This is a genomic window from Thauera sp. WH-2, assembly GCF_048321015.1.
Classification (GTDB): domain Bacteria; phylum Pseudomonadota; class Gammaproteobacteria; order Burkholderiales; family Rhodocyclaceae; genus Thauera.
Genome location: NZ_JBLWFG010000003.1, coordinates 81,594 through 98,353, shown reverse-complemented (window position 1 = coordinate 98,353; position 16,760 = coordinate 81,594). Strand labels below are relative to the sequence as shown.

12 protein-coding genes are annotated in these 16,760 nt (G+C 67.8%); 7 read left to right on the top strand and 5 right to left on the bottom strand.

The features are described from left to right. Positions 1-23: 23 nt before the first annotated feature. The 3 genes from metH (at position 24) to trxA (ending at position 6,786) form a co-directional block, all read left to right on the top strand. Positions 24-3,785: a methionine synthase gene (gene metH, locus ACNKW1_RS07025; RefSeq protein WP_418363888.1), complete on the top strand. Its 3,762-nt coding sequence runs from the start codon at positions 24-26 to the stop codon at positions 3,783-3,785. Positions 3,786-3,817: 32 nt separating this feature from the next. After that, a complete protein-coding gene (locus ACNKW1_RS07020; RefSeq protein ID WP_418363887.1) occupies positions 3,818-6,289 on the top strand; it encodes a TRAP transporter fused permease subunit in 2,472 nt (823 codons plus the stop codon). 119 nt (positions 6,290-6,408) lie between these two features. Then, on the top strand, positions 6,409-6,786 hold the full coding sequence (gene trxA / locus ACNKW1_RS07015) for a thioredoxin (protein ID WP_418363886.1): 378 nt from the start codon (positions 6,409-6,411) through the stop codon (positions 6,784-6,786). 73 nt (positions 6,787-6,859) lie between these two features. Here trxA and ACNKW1_RS07010 read toward each other — a convergent pair whose 3' ends face one another. Further along, positions 6,860-7,759 carry a LysR family transcriptional regulator gene (locus ACNKW1_RS07010; protein ID WP_418363885.1) on the bottom strand — a complete coding sequence of 300 codons (900 nt, stop codon included), beginning with the start codon at positions 7,757-7,759 and terminating at the stop codon, positions 6,860-6,862. Positions 7,760-7,912: 153 nt separating this feature from the next. Here ACNKW1_RS07010 and ACNKW1_RS07005 point away from each other — a divergent pair, with 153 nt between their 5' ends. Together ACNKW1_RS07005 and ACNKW1_RS07000 are read left to right on the top strand one after the other, a co-directional pair. After that, a complete protein-coding gene (locus ACNKW1_RS07005) occupies positions 7,913-8,320 on the top strand; it encodes a TerB family tellurite resistance protein (RefSeq protein WP_418363884.1) in 408 nt (135 codons plus the stop codon). A gap of 66 nt (positions 8,321-8,386) precedes the next feature. Next, complete coding sequence (locus ACNKW1_RS07000; protein ID WP_418364088.1) at positions 8,387-8,860, top strand: phosphate-starvation-inducible PsiE family protein; 474 nt, start codon at positions 8,387-8,389, stop codon at positions 8,858-8,860. A 33-nt stretch (positions 8,861-8,893) separates the two neighbouring features. On the opposite strand, the gene ACNKW1_RS06995 is transcribed toward ACNKW1_RS07000, so the two are convergent. Continuing rightward, on the bottom strand, positions 8,894-10,531 hold the full coding sequence (locus ACNKW1_RS06995; RefSeq protein WP_418363883.1) for a methyl-accepting chemotaxis protein: 1,638 nt from the start codon (positions 10,529-10,531) through the stop codon (positions 8,894-8,896). Positions 10,532-10,665: 134 nt separating this feature from the next. Next, on the bottom strand, positions 10,666-11,610 hold the full coding sequence (locus ACNKW1_RS06990) for a ribose-phosphate diphosphokinase (RefSeq protein WP_418363882.1): 945 nt from the start codon (positions 11,608-11,610) through the stop codon (positions 10,666-10,668). 218 nt (positions 11,611-11,828) lie between these two features. Between ACNKW1_RS06990 and ACNKW1_RS06985 the strand changes: the two genes are divergently transcribed. Continuing rightward, positions 11,829-13,436, top strand: a complete 1,608-nt coding sequence (locus ACNKW1_RS06985) for a SulP family inorganic anion transporter (RefSeq protein WP_418363881.1) — start codon at positions 11,829-11,831, stop codon at positions 13,434-13,436. Here ACNKW1_RS06985 and ACNKW1_RS06980 read toward each other — a convergent pair. Together ACNKW1_RS06980 and ACNKW1_RS06975 are read right to left on the bottom strand one after the other, a co-directional pair. Further along, a complete protein-coding gene (locus ACNKW1_RS06980; protein ID WP_418363880.1) occupies positions 13,424-14,647 on the bottom strand; it encodes an exo-beta-N-acetylmuramidase NamZ domain-containing protein in 1,224 nt (407 codons plus the stop codon). The two genes, ACNKW1_RS06985 and ACNKW1_RS06980, sit on opposite strands and share 13 nt — an antisense overlap. Before the next feature lie 4 nt (positions 14,648-14,651). Continuing rightward, entirely contained in the window at positions 14,652-15,272 is a 621-nt protein-coding gene (locus ACNKW1_RS06975) for a DOMON-like domain-containing protein (RefSeq protein ID WP_418363879.1), read from the bottom strand. A 220-nt stretch (positions 15,273-15,492) separates the two neighbouring features. On the opposite strand from ACNKW1_RS06975, the gene ACNKW1_RS06970 reads away from it, so the two are divergent. Next, entirely contained in the window at positions 15,493-16,653 is a 1,161-nt protein-coding gene (locus ACNKW1_RS06970) for an MFS transporter (protein WP_418363878.1), read from the top strand. Positions 16,654-16,760: the final 107 nt, after the last annotated feature.

Genomic DNA, 16,760 nt, shown 5'->3' with positions numbered 1-16,760 from the left:
GTCGAACGACCGAGGACCCAGCCATGCAATCCGATCGCAGTACCGAACTTCGCCAGCTTCTCGCCGACCGCATCCTGATCCTCGACGGCGCGATGGGCACGATGATCCAGCAGGAAAAGCTGGGCGAGGCGGACTACCGCGGCGATCGCTTCCTCGACCATCCGAAGGATCTCAAGGGCAACAACGACCTGCTGGTGCTCACGCGCCCGGACGTGATCGTCGGCATCCACCGCGCCTATCTCGAGGCCGGCGCGGACATCATCGAGACCAACACCTTCAACGCCACCCGCGTGTCGCAGGCGGAGTACGGGCTTGAGGCGCTGGCCTACGAACTCAACGTCGAGGGCGCGCGCCTGGTGCGCGAGCTGTGCGACGAGTACACCGCGAACAACCCCGCCAAGCCGCGCTACTGCGCCGGCGTGCTCGGACCGACCTCGCGCACGCTGTCGATCTCGCCCGACGTGAATGATCCCGGCTTCCGCAACATCAGCTTCGATGCGCTCGCCGACGACTACTACGACTCGGCCAAGGGGCTGCTCGAGGGCGGTGCCGACATCCTGCTGATCGAGACCGTGTTCGACACGCTCAACGCCAAGGCCGCGGTGTTCGCGATCGAAAAGCTGTTCGACGAGATTGAGAAAAGCGGCGGCCAGCGCGTGCCGGTGATGATCTCCGGGACGATCACCGATGCCTCCGGCCGAACGCTGTCGGGCCAGACCGCGGAGGCGTTCTGGAATTCACTCAGCCACGCGCAGCCGATCAGCTTCGGCCTCAACTGCGCGCTCGGCGCCGACCAGCTGCGCCAGTACGTCGAGGAACTGTCCAACGCCTGCGACACCCACGTGTCCGCCCACCCCAACGCCGGCCTGCCCAACCCGCTGTCGCCCACCGGCTACGACGAAACGCCCGAGCACCTCGCCAGCCAGATTCGCGAGTGGGCGCAGAGTGGCCTGGTGAACATCGTCGGCGGCTGCTGCGGCACCACGCCGGCGCACATCGCGGCGATCGCCGAAGCCGTTGCGGGCCTCGCGCCGCGCGTCGTGCCCACCATCGAGAAGAAGCTGCGCCTGTCGGGCCTCGAGCCCTTCAACGTCGGCGGCGACGCGCTGTTCGTCAATGTGGGCGAGCGCACCAACGTCACTGGTTCCAAGGCCTTCGCGCGCATGATCCTCGAGGGCCGCTTCGACGACGCGCTCGCGGTGGCGCGCCAGCAGGTCGAGAACGGCGCCCAGGTCATCGACATCAACATGGACGAGGCGATGCTCGATTCGGTCGCCGCCATGGAGCGGTTCTGCAAGCTCATCGCTACCGAGCCCGACATCTCGCGCGTGCCGATCATGCTCGACTCGTCGAAGTGGTCGGTTATCGAGACCGGCCTCAAGTGCATCCAGGGCAAGGGCGTGGTCAACTCGATCTCGATGAAGGAGGGCGAAACCGAGTTCCTGCGTCAGGCCCGCCTTGCGCGCCGCTATGGCGCGGCGGTGATCGTGATGGCCTTCGACGAGCAGGGCCAGGCCGATACCTTCCGCCGCAAGACCGAGATCTGCGAGCGCGCCTACAAGCTGCTCACCAAGCCGGTGGCCGAAGGCGGCGCCGGCTTCCCGGCCGAAGACATCATCTTCGACCCCAACATCTTCGCCATCGCCACCGGCATCGAGGAGCACGACAACTACGCGGTCGATTTCATCAACGCCGTGGCTTGGATCAAGGAGAACCTGCCTTACGCCAAGACCTCGGGCGGGGTGTCGAACGTGTCATTCAGCTTCCGCGGCAACGACCCGGTGCGCGAGGCGATCCACACCGTGTTCCTGTATCACGCGATCAAGGCCGGCCTGTCGATGGGCATCGTCAACGCCGGCCAGCTCGGCGTGTATGACGAGCTCGCGCCCGAGCTGCGCGACAAGGTCGAGGACGTGGTGATGAACCGCCGTCCGGGCGCGGGCGAGGCGCTGGTCGAGTTCGCGCAGACGGTGAAGGGACAGGCCAAGGAGTCCGCGCAGGATCTGGCTTGGCGCGAGTGGCCGGTCGAGGAGCGTCTGAGCCACGCGCTGGTCAAGGGCATCACCGAGTTCGTTGTCGCCGATACCGAGGAGGTGCGTGCCAGGCTCGAGGCCGAGGGCAGGCCGCCGCTGGCGGTCATCGAAGGCCCGCTGATGGCGGGCATGAGCGTGGTCGGTGACCTCTTCGGCGCGGGCAAGATGTTCCTGCCGCAGGTGGTGAAGTCGGCGCGCGTGATGAAGCAGGCCGTCGCCCACCTCATCCCCTACATCGAGGCGGAAAAGCTGCGCACCGGCGCCACCAGCAAGGGCCGCATCATCATGGCCACGGTCAAGGGCGACGTGCACGACATCGGCAAGAACATCGTCGGCGTGGTGCTCGGCTGCAACGGCTACGAGGTGATCGACCTCGGCGTGATGGTGCCTGCGGCAAAGATCCTCGAGGCGGCGAAGGAACACGGCGCGCAGGCCATCGGTCTTTCGGGCCTCATCACGCCGTCGCTGGAGGAGATGGCCCACGTTGCCGCCGAGATGAAGCGCCAGGGCTTCGAGGTGCCGCTGCTCATCGGCGGCGCCACCACCAGCCGCAACCACACCGCGATCAAGATCGCGCCGCACTACGACCAGCCTGTCGTGTACGTGCCCGACGCTTCGCGCGCGGTAGGCGTGGTCACCGCGCTGCTGTCGGAGGGGCAGAGCGAAGCCTTCAAGGCCGAGGTCGCCGCCGACTACGAGAAGATCCGTGCCCTGCATGCCGGCAAGAAGGGCATGCAGCTGGTGAGTGTCGAGGCGGCGCGCGCCAACGCCTTCCGTACCGATTGGACGGCCGAGCGCGTGGCCGCGTGCAGCACTGCCCACCAGGCCGGATTCACGCCCTACCAGCCCCCGCGACCCAACATGCTCGGCGTGCAGGCGATCGATGTCGAGCTGGGCGAGCTGGTGAGCTACATCGACTGGGGCCCCTTCTTCCAGACCTGGGACCTCGCCGGCCGCTTCCCCGCCATCCTCGACGACGAAGTGGTGGGCGAGACCGCGCGCAACGTGTTTGCCGACGGCAAGGCGATGCTGGACAGGATCGTCGCCGAGAACTGGCTGCAGGCCAAGGCGGTGTTCGGCCTGTTCCCGGCCAATGCGGTCGGCGACGACATCGAGATCTACACCGGCGAGGACCGCAAGCACCTGGCCATGGTCTGGCACGGCCTGCGCCAGCAGCACGAGCGCCCGGCGGGCAAGCCGCACTGGTGCCTGACGGACTTCGTCGCGCCCAAGGAATCGGGCGTGCCGGACTGGATCGGCGCCTTCGCGGTGACCGCCGGCCTGGGCATCGAGGCCAAGCTCGCCGAGTTCGAGGCGGCGCACGACGATTACCACGCGATCATGCTCAAGAGCCTGGCCGACCGCCTGGCCGAGGCCTGCGCCGAATGGCTGCACGAGCGCGTGCGACGCGAGTGCTGGGGCTACGCCGCCGACGAGGCGCTCGACAACGAGGCGCTGATCGCCGAGCGCTACCGCGGCATCCGCCCGGCGCCGGGCTACCCGGCCTGCCCGGATCACACGGTCAAGGGGGCGTTGTTCGAGCTCCTCGATGCGCGGCACAATGCGGGCATGGATCTAACCGAGAGCTATGCGATGACGCCGGCTGCGGCGGTGAGCGGTTTCTACTTCGCCCACCCCGAAAGCCAGTACTTCGCCATCCCGAAGATCGGCCGCGACCAGCTCGAGGACTGGGCCCGTCGCACCGGCATGGAGGTGGATGAAGCGGCGCGCTGGCTCGCTCCGCTGCTGTGACCGGGGCGACCCGGGGCACACCGTCGAGGACGGTGGTCGCCGCCCGGGTCGCGATCCTGTGGACGCTGTTTCAGCTGTGGGTGGCGTCGCCGCTGCCGGTGGCGCTCGGCGTCGGCCAGTTCGCCGTGGGGCAGACGCGCTCGATCCATCTGGCCTTCGCGCTGCTGCTGTGCTTCCTGCTCGTGCCCGCGACGTGGCGCGGGCCGGCGCGGGTGGTGCGCCTGATCGACCCGATGCTCGGCGTGCTCGCCGCTTTCTGTGCGGGCTATGCCTTCATCTTCTACGCCCAGCTTTCCACTCGGCCAGGTGATCCGTGGGCGATCGACGTCGCCATCGCGCTCGCCGGGCTGCTGCTGCTGTTCGAGGCCGCGCGCCGCCTGCTCGGCTGGCCGCTCGTGATCTTCCTGCTCGGGCTGCTCGCCTATGTCCTGCTCGGCCCGCTCGCGCCTGACCTGATCGCGCACAAGGGCGCCTCGCTTGCGCACATGATGGACCGGCTGTGGCTGGGAACGGACGCGGTGTTCGGTGTTGCGCTCGGCATCTCGGCGGAGTTCATCTTCCTCTTCGTGCTGTTCGGCGCGCTGCTCGAGAGCGGGGGCGGCGGGGCGTATTTCGTGCGCAGTGCGCTTGCGCTCGTCGGGCACATGCGCGGCGGGCCGGCGAAGGCGGCGGTCGGCGTGTCTGCGGCGACGGGGCTGTTCTCCGGGGCGTCGGTGATCAACGTGGTGTCGACCGGCCCGCTCACCATCCCGCTCATCAAGCGCATCGGCTATGCCCCCGACAAGGCCGCGGCGATCGAGGTGGCGTCCTCGGTCAATGGCCAGGTGATGCCGCCGGTGATGGGCGCAGCGGCTTTCCTGATGGTGGAGTACGTGGGCATCCCCTACACCGATGTGCTGCGCCATGCCCTGATCTCGGCGCTGGTCGCCTATGTCGGGCTGCTGATCATCGTGCACTTCGAGGCGGTGAAGGCGGGCATCGAGGGCCTGCCCCGCGAGCCGGTTCGCTGGCAGGCGTCGCTGCGCCGCCTTCTGCGCGGCCTGGTAGGCATGACGGCGGTGCTGGCGCTGCTCGCGGCGCTGGTGCCGTTGGCCAGGGTGTGGGTGCCGGCGGCGGGGCCGCTGGTGGTGGGGGGCTTGCTGGTGCTGGCCTATCTGCTGCTGCTGCGCTTCGGTGCGGCGAGCGCGCTGGAGGACCCCGGGGCGGGGCTGGTCTCGGAGCTGCGCACGCGGCCGGGTGAAGTACTGCGGGCCGGCCTGTACTTCCTGCTCCCGGTCGGGCTGCTGGTGTGGAACCTGATGGTTGAGCACGACGCGCCCGCATTCGCGGTGTTCTGGGCACTCGTGTTCCTCGCCTTCATCGTGCTCACGCAGCGTCCGCTGCTGGTCTGGCTGCGCGGCCAGCCCCGCGCGGCGCTGCGGCCAGCGTGGCGGCAGGGCGTCGAGGACCTGGCGAACGGCGTGCATGCGGGTGCGCGCGGCATGCTGGTGGTGGCGGTGGCGACCGCTGCGGCCGGGGTGGTGGTCGGGGTCGGGTCGCTGACGGGCATCGGGCTGGTGATGACCGAGGTCGTCGGCGTGCTCGCGGGCGGCTCCATGCTGGCGATGCTCGCGCTGGTGGCGCTGGTCTGCCTGATCCTGGGCATGGGTCTTCCGACCACCGCGAACTACATCGTCGTGTCCGCGCTGATGGCGCCGGTGATCGTGACCCTGGGCGCAGAATACGGCCACCCGGTGCCGCTCATCGCCGCGCATCTGTTCGTGTTCTATTTCGGCCTGCTTGCCGACGTGCTGCCGCCGGGCGGGCTTGCCTCGCATGCCGCGGCGAGCATCGCGGGCGCCAATCCGCTGCAGACCGGCGTGCGCGCGTTTCGCTACTCGATGCGCATGGCGGTGCTGCCCTTCATGTTCGTGTTCAACCCGCAGTTGCTGCTGATCGGCGTCGATCATCCGCTGCATGCGGTGCTGACCGTCGCGGCCGCCACCGCGGGGGGCTTCGTGTTCATCTGCTTCAACCAGGCCTGGCTGCTGATGAAGACCACGCTTCCGGAGCGCCTGACCCTGCTCGTGGCCTCGTTCATGCTGTTCAACCCGGCGATGTTCGTGAATCCGTTCTGGCCTCCCCACCAGCGCGTCGACGGCGAGGCAATGACGGCCGCGATCGAGGCGGCGCCAGCGGGCGAGCAATTGCGACTCGTCTTCGTGCGTGTGCGTGAGGCGACGCCCGGGGAGCGGGTGGTGATGCTGCCCATCGCGGCGGGTGCGCGCTGGTCATTGCGCTTCGAGGCGATCGGCATGCGGCTGGTCACCGAGGCCTCGGGTGCGCGCGTGGCGGAGGTGAGCTTCGGCAGCACTGCGGAGCGAATCGGGGTGCTGGCTGGCGATCGCCTGGTTGCGCTCGAACGCGACCGGCATGGGCCTTCGGCGCAGTGGCTGTACCTGCCCGCGCTCGCCTTCGTGGCCTGGGTGTGGCGGCGACAGTGCGTGCGCCGGCGGGCTGCGTGAGCGCACCGCAGGGCCTGTCGGGGCCTGGCAGCAAGGTTGGCGCGGGCGGTGACCGTGCCGGGACAGCGTGCGGTACCGGGTGTATCATGAGCCGTCACTAATATTTCCCTGGGGCACACATGGCAACCCTCGAACTGACCTCCGACAACTTCAACGAAACCGTCGAGAAGAATCCGATCGTCTTTCTGGACTTCTGGGCGGCTTGGTGCGGTCCCTGTCGCAACTTCGCGCCGACCTACGAGGCTGCGTCCGACGCCCATCCCGACATCGTCTTCGCCAAGATCGACACCGAGGCGCAGCAGGAACTCGCAGCCGCCTTCCAGATCCGCTCCATCCCCACCATTGCGGTGATCCGCGAGGGCGTGATGGTGTTCCGCGAGTCGGGTGCGTTGCCGGCGAGCGCGCTGACCCAGGTGATCGAGGGGGTGCGTGGCCTCGACATGGATCAGGTCCGTGCCGAGATCGCCCAGCAGCAGGCGGGCCAACAGGCCGGCTGATCCGGTGCGCGCCGGCCAGTGCGCCGGCGGAGTTTGTACCAACGCGGATGTCGACGGCATGCGCGTTTGAAGGTCAGCCCATTTTCCCGGCCGCTTCGTGGATCGCCTGCATGGCCGGGTGCGACAGACGGCGTTCGGTGGTGATTGCGTACACCTGGGTGGTGACGCCGGTGACCTCACCCAGCGCCTGCACGCCGTACTGCTGGCAGACGTAGTCGGCGATCATCGTTGGCGCTGCGAAGGCGCCTGCACTGGCCTGGCCAAAGGCCTTCATCAGTGCGCTGTCGTCGAATTCGGCCACGATCGAAGGCTGCACGCCATGTGCATCGAACCACTGCAGCAGTCCGGCGCGATGGGTGACGTCCTCGCCCGGCAGCAGGAAAGGCGCGCCGTCGAGGGTGGCGGGAAAGCCGTTGGCGAGGCGGGCAGCCAGCGCCGGTGCGGCGAACATCGTCAGCGCGCTCTCGCCGAGCAGGGTGCTGTGGCCGCGCACGCTGACGGTGGGCGGGATCGGCCGGTCGGCGATGATGAGGTCGAGCCGGCGCACCGCGAGCTCGGCCAGCAGCTCGGCGAGCGGCGCCTCGCGGCATACCAGGCGGCCGGGGCGTTCGGTGTGCAGCGCGGGTTCGATCAGCCGATGCACCACGGATTTGGGCATCGCGTCGGGAATGCCGATGCGGAAGGGCAGGCTACGGCGCAAGCTGTCCTCGCGCACGCTTTCGAGGATGTGGTCGCCGAGCGCGAAGATGCGCTCGGCGTCGCCGAGGATCCGCTCGCCGGCCTCGGTCAGCACTAGGCGGCGCCCGCTGCGCCGGAACAGGGTCACGCCGAGCGCACCCTCGAAGGTAGCGAGTTGGGCGCTGATCGAATGCGGCGCCAGTCCCAGCAGGCGTCCAGCTTCCGCGATGGTGCCTGCACGGGCGACCGTCCAGAAGTAGCGCAGGTGCTTGAAGTTGAGTTCGCTGGTCGCCATGGCGCTTGGTTCCGTCGAAAAAATCGATTTCTAGACTAATCGTAGTCGACTTTTTAAAGGATAGCTGCTGCCGTAGTCTGCACCTGTCGCCGCAACGCACCCCCACCAGGACGGTGGCGGCCGACGAGACCGCATACAAAAGGAGACCACGCCATGCGCCACTACGAAACCGACAGCACCCCGGCGGCTGCCCGTCTGCTCGCCCTCACCGTGCTCGCCGACGGCGGGCTGGACCGCGACGAGGTCGAGGCCATGATGCACACCGACCTTGCGCGTCGGCTCGGCATCGGCAGCGTCGAGTTCGAACGCATCCTGCGCGAGTACTGCGAAGACCTGCTGGCGAGCGCCCACCACATGGACGGCCTGCGCCTGAAGCTGGCCGACGAGGTTCTCGACCTCCTGCTGGAGGACATCACCGACCCAGCGCTGCAGCAGGCCATGCTGCGCGCGATGCAGGAGATCGTCAGCGCCGACGGTGTGGAAACCTCGACCGAGGTCGAAGTGCTGGCGAGGGCACTCGAGAAGTGGAGCAGGCGCCCGCACGCGCGGGCGCTCAACTGATGGATCGCTGGCGGCCAGGTTCGGGACTAGGGCGTGACCGCCAGCCCTGCGGCAAGGGAGGTCAAGATGGACAGCAGCGGGATCAAGCAGGAGCGGGAGCGCGACAACCACCTCGGCGAGCGCGTCGACGACCCGCTGATCGATCGCCTGCACTGGATCATCCGGCAGGCGATCCGCGTGCTCGCGGTGCTGATGGTGGCGGTGATCCTGTGGACGGTCGCCGACGTCGTGCTCGTGCTCCACGAAAAGCTGTCCGCCCCGCCCTTCCTGCTGCTCGACCTCAACGACATCTTCGTGGTCTTCGCGGCCTTCCTGGCCGTGCTGATCGCGATCGAGATCTTCGTCAATATCACGCTCTACCTGCGCGATGACGTCATCCACGTCAAGCTGGTGATCGCCACCGCACTGATGGCGATCGCGCGCAAGGTGATCGTCCTCGACCTCAGCACACTGGAGCCCATGTATCTGTTCGCGATCGGCGTCATCGTGCTCGCGCTCGGCGTAACCTACTGGCTGGTTTCTGCGCGGCCTGCCGAGTAGGCGGTTGTGGACGGGGCCGAAAGCCCCGATCCGCTAGAGGATGAAGCGGCTGACCTGTTCCTGCATGCGCGCTGACATTTCCATCAGCCGTCCCGTTGCCGCAGAGGTTTCCTTCGTGACGTTGTGTATGTCGTCGGCACTTTCGGCGATCCCCTCCACGCTGCGGGCGACCTCGGTCGAGGCCGTAGACTGCTCGCTCAGGGCGAGATCGATGTCGTGGATGAGTTCGGCGACCCGACGCGCGATCTCCAGCAACGATTCGATGCTCTGCCCGGCTTCGTTGGCATGCTCTACGCTACGGCCGACTGCGGATACGCCCTCATCGATTCGTGTGACGACCTGTGTGGTGGAGTGCTGGATCGAATCCACCATGGAGGTGATCTCCCCGGTGGACTGAGCGGTTCGTTCCGCGAGCTTGCGGACCTCATCCGCCACGACGGCGAAGCCGCGCCCCTGCTCGCCCGCGCGTGCAGCCTCGATTGCCGCATTGAGTGCGAGCAGGTTGGTCTGGTCGGCGATCTCCTTGATCACGTTCACGATCTCGGAAATCTTTCGCGATTCGTCGGCGAGATTGCGGATGCCTTCGGATGCGGTGTTGACGACCACCGAAACCCGGTCGATCTCCTGCTCGAGCTTTTTCAGTACGCTGCGCCCCGTGCGCGCTTTCGCATCCGATTCCTCGGCCGCCTTCGAGGCTTCGCCCGTGCGCGTGGAGACTTCGTTGATCGAGACGGTCAGCTCTTCGATACTCGCCGCGATGCTGGACGCCGCGTTGCTCTGCGCGTCTGCGCTTCGCTCGAGCTGCCCGATCCCGTCGCCCAGGTCTTTCGCAGCATCGCCAAGGGTCGAGGAGGAGGTGCGCGTCTGGCCGATCGTGTCGCGCAGCGAACTGCGCATGGATTCGACCGCCTGGAGCAACTGGCCGATTTCGTCGCGGGTCCGCGCGATCGCCGGCCCGGATGCGGGGACCAGGCGCCCCTCCGCGATATCGTTGGCGGCCGAAACCACGTGCCGAAGCCGCCCGCTGATTCGCCCCGCCAGCAAGATCGACAGCAGTGCCGCAAGAATGCTGCCGGCCACCAGCGCGATGATCGCGATCTGTTTGGCCTGCTCGGCTGCAGCCGTGCTCGCGTCACGGATCTGCTTGCCGCGTTCGTTCTGCTGCTTGACCAGTGCGGATGTGGCGTTGGCCACCTGGGTGCCTGCGGCGAGCCATTCCTCCTTCTGGAGCCGGTCGGCTTCGAACCTGTTCCCCTGACGCACAAGATCCACCGCCTTCGTGACCGAGTTCTCGTACGCAGTGGTCGCAGCGATGAATGCCTCCAGCAGGGAAGCTTCTTCTGCCGTGCTGACGAAGCCCCGGTACTCGGCAATCTTCTCCGACAAGGTCGCGGCAATGCTCTGGAGCGATTTTTCGGTCTTCTCCCTTTCGGTGTCGGACTCCGCGAGCATGAACTCGAGGCTGCGAATTCGATAGCGCATCCGTGTTTCGCTGAGCGTTCCAGCCAGCGCGAGCGCGGGCATCGTTTGCGCCGTGATCTCGGTCGTGCGCTGCTGGAGCCTGTCGATCTGAACGTAGCAGACCAGAATCGCCAGAATCAGCAAGCTGCCAGATACGAAGAAGTTCACCACGAGCTTCGCTCGCAGGCTGAGGTTGTCGAACCAGTTCATCTCGGTCTCCAGGGGGCTGGTTTTTTAATGTTCGTATAAACAGTGAACCTGGTTTAACGACTGAACGCCCTCGGCCTTGAGAGAATTTGACCACGGTCCGTCGGCATGGCGCCCGCCCGTAGAATGCGATTGTTCTATTCGAACAGGGCGCCCACGCTCTGGCCGCTGTGAATGCGCTCGATTGCGGCGGCGAAGAGTGGGGCGACGTTCAGCACGGTGAGCTTGTCGAAGCGCTTCTCTACCGGCAGGCTCACGGTATTGGTGACTACGATCGAATCGATCGCGGCCTCGCGCAGGCGCTCGATCGCCGGCCCGCACAGCACGCCGTGGGTGGCTGCGGCGTGGATGCTGCGTACGCCGGCCGCGCGGAGCGTGTCCACCGAGGATACCAGCGTGCCGGCGGTGGCAATCTCGTCCTCGAAGATCACGATGTCGCGACCTGCAACTTCGCCGACCACGTAGCCCTGCTTCACCTGCGTGTCCGACACCCGGCGCTTGTCGATGATCGCCATCGGAATGCCGAGCCGTTCCGAGAAGCGGCCGGTGCGCTTGGCGCCACCGGCGTCCGTGGCGACCGCCACCATGTTCGACAGGTCGTAATTGCTGCGGAAATGTTCGGCGATGATGGAGACGGCGGTCAGGTGATCGACCGGTACGCTGAAGAAGCCATGCACCTGGTCGGCGTGCAGGTCCATGGTAAGCACGCGGTTCGCGCCTGCGGTCTGCAGCAGGTCTGCGATCAGCCGGCCGGTGATCGAGATGCGCGGCGCGTCCTTCTTGTCCGAGCGCGCGTAGGAATAGTAGGGGATGACTGCGGTGATGCGCAGCGCGGAGGCGCTGCGCAGGGCGTCGAGTGTAACCAGCAACTCCATGATGTGTTCGCTCACCGGCTCGGTGAAGGACTGCACGACGAAGACGTCACGCTCGCGTACGTTCTCGTGGATCTGCACGCGCAGGTTGTCGTTCGAGAAGCGCGAGATATCGATCTGTCCAGGGCGCAAGCCCAGGCGTTGGCTGATGTCGCAGGCAAGGTCGCGGCTGGCGTTGCAGGCGAAGATCTGAAGGCCATGCTTGATCATCGGGGCGTGTCTCCTGTGCTCGGGGGCTGCATGCGGAAGGGAGGGCGTGCGCCGCTCGCGCGCAGTCCTCATGCTACGGGAAGTTTTCGCGTGCAGGCGTGTCCTGACCGCTTGCGCGGCAAGGTTTTTTCCCACATCTTTCCGGTCTGAGGGCGGACCGGCGAGATGACGCACAAAAGAATGCGCCGCGGCCTCCATCGCCACACCGGGAGACGTGCATGGGGGATCTGGGTAAGGCGTTCGGGCGCCTGCGCGGCGATTTCTTCGGCGGCCTGACGGCTGGGGTGGTCGCGTTGCCGCTGGCGCTCGCCTTCGGTGTGGCCTCCGGGGCTGGCGCTGCGGCGGGGCTGTACGGTGCGATCGTGCTCGGTCTGGTTGCGGCCCTGTGCGGCGGCACGCGCACGCAGATCTCGGGGCCAACCGGGCCGATGACGGTCGTGTTCGCGTCCGCGCTGCTGGCGGTGGGGGGCAACATCGGCCTGGCCATGGCCGCGGTCCTCGTCGGCGGTCTGGTCCAGATCGCGCTTGGTCTGCTGCGTGCAGGCGGCATGGTCCGCTTCATCCCCTACCCGGTGGTTTCCGGCTTCATGAGCGGCGTGGGCGTCATCATCGTGCTGCTGCAGACCGCGCCGCTGCTCGGGGCGACGCCGCAATCCTCGCCCCTGGGTGCCGCACTCGCGCTGCCGGATGTGATCGCGGCGTTCAACGGGCAGGCGCTGCTGCTCGGCTTCCTCACCCTGCTGGTGGTCTTTCGCATGCCGATGGCGGTGAGCCGGATCGTGCCGGCGCCTCTGGTGGCGCTCATCGCCATGACGGCGCTATCGGTCGCCGCCGGTTTCACCGTGCCGGTGATTGGAGACATCCCCGCCGGGCTGCCCGATCTCATGCTTCCCTCTGTTTCGCTGGAGACGTGGACGACCGTGCTGGTGCTCGGCATCACTCTCGGCATGCTGGGTGCGATCGACAGCTTGCTCACTTCGCTCGTGGCCGACTCGATCACGCGCACCCGCCACCAGTCCAATCGAGAACTGATCGGGCAGGGACTGGGCAATCTGCTGTGCGCCTTCGTCGGTGGCCTGCCGGGGGCAGGGGCGACCATGCGTACCGTGGTCAACATCAAGTCCGGTGGCCGTGGGCGCGCATCGGGGGTGATGCATTCACTCTTCCTGCTCGCGCTGCTGTTGGGGCTGGGGCCGCTCGCGAGCGAGATCCCGCTCGCGGTGCTGGCGGGCATCCTGATCAAGGTCGGCATCGATATCCTCGACTACCGCCTGCTGCGCCTGCTGCGCACCGCCCCGCGCACAGACGTGGCGGTGATGCTTGCGGTGTTCGTGCTCACCGTGCTGGTGGACCTGATCGTGGCGGTCGGGGTGGGGGTGGTGTTGTCGATGGCGCTGATCATTCATCAGCTCGTTCGCCAGGCCCGCTTCAATGTGCGTCCGCTGCCGCATGCCGAACGCGTGCTCGAGGGGGACGGTGGCGCGGACCTGGAGAGCGGTATCCGGGTGATCGAGATCGACGGTGCGTTCTTTTTCGGGTCGGCGAGCCAGTTGCTTGACCGTGTGGATCAGGTCATCGGAACCCGCATTGCGCTCTTCGACTGCAGTCGGGTGCCCTTCATGGATCTGTCGGCGCAGTTTGCGCTCGAGGAGATGATCGAGCGTCTGCGCGCGCAGGACATCGAGACGCTGGTGGTGGTGCCCACGGCCATTCTCCCGCAGCTGCAACGCCTGCGCGCGCCCTGCCTGCCGGTGGCGATCCTGCGCGACGATCTGCCCAGTGCGCTCGCCGAGGCGCGACAGCGCGTGGCGGCTCAGGCCGGATAGCGCAGAAAGGGGGCGCGGGCCTGCTCCCACGCCGCTTCGTCGGCGCGCGCTGCTTCGTCCAGTGCTTCCGCGGGTGCGTGCGGATCGTCCACCCATTCGCGCAGTAGCGGCGAGCCGTTGATCAGGTCGATTGCGAGCCGGTCGAACTCGTACTCGTAGCCGAAGTCGCGCCACAGCGGATATTCGGGCCACAGGCGGCGGATGGCCTTGAACGCAAGCGCCTGTACCCGCCAGGGGCGGAAGGTGGCGTGGTCGTAGTGCGCGGCATCCTCGACGTGGATCTGCACGCCTGCGCACAGCTTGCCCGCATGCTTGTGGAAGGTGGGCTCGAACCAGCAAGTGCGCAGCAGGCAGCCTTTCAGCCAGTTCGGGGCGAGGGCGCGCATCTCGGCGATGAGCGCGCGCGCGTCGAGGTCCGGGGCGCCGAAGAGCTCCAGCGGGCGGGTGGTGCCGCGGCCTTCGGACAGTGTCGTGCCCTCCAGCATCACCGTGCCTGCGTAGGCGCGCGCCATCCACAGGTTGGGCGCGTTGGGGCTGGGGTTGATCCAGGTCCGCTCGCCCAGCGGCCAGCCATGTCCGGGCGCGACGCCCGGCTGCCAGCCCTCCATGTCGATCACATGCAGGTCCACATCCAGCCCAAGCGTGGCCACGAACCAGTGTGCGAGTTCGCCCATGGTCAGGCCGTGGCGCATCGGCAGCGGGCCGGCACCGACGAAACTCTCCCAGCCTTCGCGCAGCAGCGTGCCCTCGACCGGCCTTCCGGCGGGGTTGGGGCGGTCGAGGACCCACACCGACTTGCCATGCAGCGCCGCCTCTTCCAGCACGTAGCGCAGCGTGGTGATGAAGGTGTAGATGCGGCAGCCCAGATCCTGCAGGTCGACCAGCAGCACGTCGAAGCTGTCCATCATCGCCGCGGTGGGGCGGCGCACCTCGCCGTACAGGCTGAACACCGGGATGCCGAGCAGCGGGTCGGTGTAGTCGGGCGACTCCACCATGTTGTCCTGCTTGTCACCACGCAGGCCGTGCTGGGGACCGAACGCCGCAGACAGGCGGATGTCCGGCAGGGTGGCGAGCGCATCGAGGGAGTGGGTCAGGTCGCGCGTGACCGAGGCCGGGTGCGCAAGCAGCGCGACCCGGCGTCCGGCCAGCGGGCGGCGCAGGGCAGGCTCGGCGAGGAGACGGTCGAGGCCGAAGCGGACAGGGGGGGCCATGCCTTCAATCCGCCTTGTCTGCGCCGACCGTCAGGCTCAGGACGAACGTATCCCGGGCGTGGAAGTCGGGCTGGTCGGCGGTGTGACGCAGCGCCCAGTACTCGAGCGGGCCGTCCCGGCGCTCGATCACCGCGGCGAGGCCAACTTGCAGGTCGCTGCCATCGCCTGTGTCCGGCAGCAGCGCTGCCGGGACATGGGCTTCGAGCAGCAGCGTTCCATCGTCCTGCGTGCAGTGGATCTCCGGTGGGGTGGCGGGGCGGTAGGCCTCATCGCGCTCGCGCGGTGCCCGGAACCCATATACCGCCCACTGTCCCGAGGGCGAGAAGTTGTACTCGCGGTAGGCGGACTCGCCGGGTCGGCCGAGGAACGCCTCGAAGCAGGTGTGCTCCCACAACGCCTCGGCTGCGGCGGGGCGACGCGGTGCCGGGATGACGAGCTGATCGAGGGCGCCGCCTTCGATACGGAACTCGAAGACGGCGCCGCCTTCCGGTAGCGCGTACATCGTCGCCAACAGACGTCCCACCGGACCCTGGCCGGGCGTGCCAGCATCCGGACTGGTGGGGTGCGGGCGCAGGCCGACGGTGATGACGGGGACGCGGGGACGTTCGGTAAGGGGCTGGATCACGATCTGGGCTGGCAACGGAGGGCTGACGATGGGGGCGGGTACGGCTGCCGGACGGGGTGGGGCGCGCACGCGGCATGGGAGGTGCGATGTTAACCGGTTCGGGCGGCCGCGCCCATGGTGCCGCCGCTCGGGCGCGCCGCGCTGCGTGCTGGCCTGGGTGTCCCGCGCGAGGGATTTCCCCGCTTGAGCCCCTGCACCCGGCATCGCACACTGCGGTGCCATGCGTGCACCTCCGCTTCTCCTCATCGTCCTCGCCCAGCTCTTCGGTACTTCGCTGTGGTTCTCCGCGAACGCCGCCGGCGAGGATCTCCTGCGCACCTGGGGGCTGCAGCCAGCCGACATTGGCCGGCTGACGATCGCGGTGCAACTCGGCTTCATCGCCGGCACGCTCGGCTTTTCACTCAGCGGGCTGGCCGACCGCTTTGCGGCGAGCCGTATCTTCGCCGTCTGTGCGGTCGCGGGGGCGATGGCCAACGCCGGCTTTGCCTTGCTTGCCCAGGGCTTGGGCGAGGGCCTGGTATGGCGTTTTGCGGTGGGACTTGCGCTCGCCGGAGTGTATCCGCTCGGAATGAAGCTGGTGGTGAGCTGGGTACCTCAGCAGGCGGGGGCTGCGCTGGCGTGGCTGGTCGGCATGTTGACCCTGGGCACGGCGCTGCCGCACGGCGTGCACATGCTCGATTCCGGTTGGGGCTGGCAAGCCACGCTGCTGGTGTCCTCGCTCCTCGCGCTGCTGGCGGCGGGAATGATCTTCTCGCTCGGGGACGGCCCGCATCTCCCCCGCCGTGCCGGTGCGCCGAAGCTGCGCCTGGGTGAAGGGCTGTACGCGCTGCGGGTACCGGACTTCCGTGCTTCTGCCTGCGGCTACTTCGGGCATCAGTGGGAGTTGTACGCCTTCTGGACGCTGGTGCCGCTGCTGGTGAGCGCAGCGCGGGGGGGCGAGGCCGGGGCGCCTTCCGGGCCGGCCTTCGCGGTGATCGGCATCGGTGCCGTCGGCTGCGTGCTCGGTGGCTGGCTCAGCCGGCGCATCGGCAGCGCGCGGGTGGCCGCGGTGGCACTGGCGGTGTCGGCGCTGTGTTGCGCGTTGTATCCCTTTGCCACCGCCTGGCCGCCGCTGGCGCTGGCGGGACTGATGCTGCTGTGGGGCGCAAGCGTGGTGGCCGATTCGCCGCACTTCTCCGCCCTTTCCGCGCGCGCGTGCCCACAGGAAAGCGTGGGCAGCGCGCTCGCCTTCCAGAACGCGATCGGATTCGCGATCACCATGGCCTCGATCGAGCTCACCACCGGGCTGTGGCCGCTGATCGGCGAGCGCGTGGCGTGGGTGCTGCTGCCCGGACCCTTGCTCGGCCTGCTGGCCTTGCGCCCGCTGTTGCGGTCATCGTAGCTCCGCGTGCGGCTCCGGAAGCCGATCCCGCGTCGATGGCGGGCTGCAGCGCGTCCAGCACGGGCATAACGATCTGCTTCGTAGCGATCTGCGTCTTATCCCTGCTC

Coding starts and splice junctions, on each gene's coding strand:
- ACNKW1_RS07010 (WP_418363885.1), bottom strand. CDS start 7,759: ATGGCGACCAGCGAACTCAACTTCAAGCACCTGCGCTACTTCTGGACG.
- ACNKW1_RS07000 (WP_418364088.1), top strand. CDS start 8,387: ATGGACAGCAGCGGGATCAAGCAGGAGCGGGAGCGCGACAACCACCTC.
- metH (WP_418363888.1), top strand. CDS start 24: ATGCAATCCGATCGCAGTACCGAACTTCGCCAGCTTCTCGCCGACCGC.
- ACNKW1_RS06980 (WP_418363880.1), bottom strand. CDS start 14,647: ATGGCCCCCCCTGTCCGCTTCGGCCTCGACCGTCTCCTCGCCGAGCCT.
- trxA (WP_418363886.1), top strand. CDS start 6,409: ATGGCAACCCTCGAACTGACCTCCGACAACTTCAACGAAACCGTCGAG.
- ACNKW1_RS06995 (WP_418363883.1), bottom strand. CDS start 10,531: ATGAACTGGTTCGACAACCTCAGCCTGCGAGCGAAGCTCGTGGTGAAC.
- ACNKW1_RS07005 (WP_418363884.1), top strand. CDS start 7,913: ATGCGCCACTACGAAACCGACAGCACCCCGGCGGCTGCCCGTCTGCTC.
- ACNKW1_RS06970 (WP_418363878.1), top strand. CDS start 15,493: ATGCGTGCACCTCCGCTTCTCCTCATCGTCCTCGCCCAGCTCTTCGGT.
- ACNKW1_RS06985 (WP_418363881.1), top strand. CDS start 11,829: ATGGGGGATCTGGGTAAGGCGTTCGGGCGCCTGCGCGGCGATTTCTTC.
- ACNKW1_RS06990 (WP_418363882.1), bottom strand. CDS start 11,610: ATGATCAAGCATGGCCTTCAGATCTTCGCCTGCAACGCCAGCCGCGAC.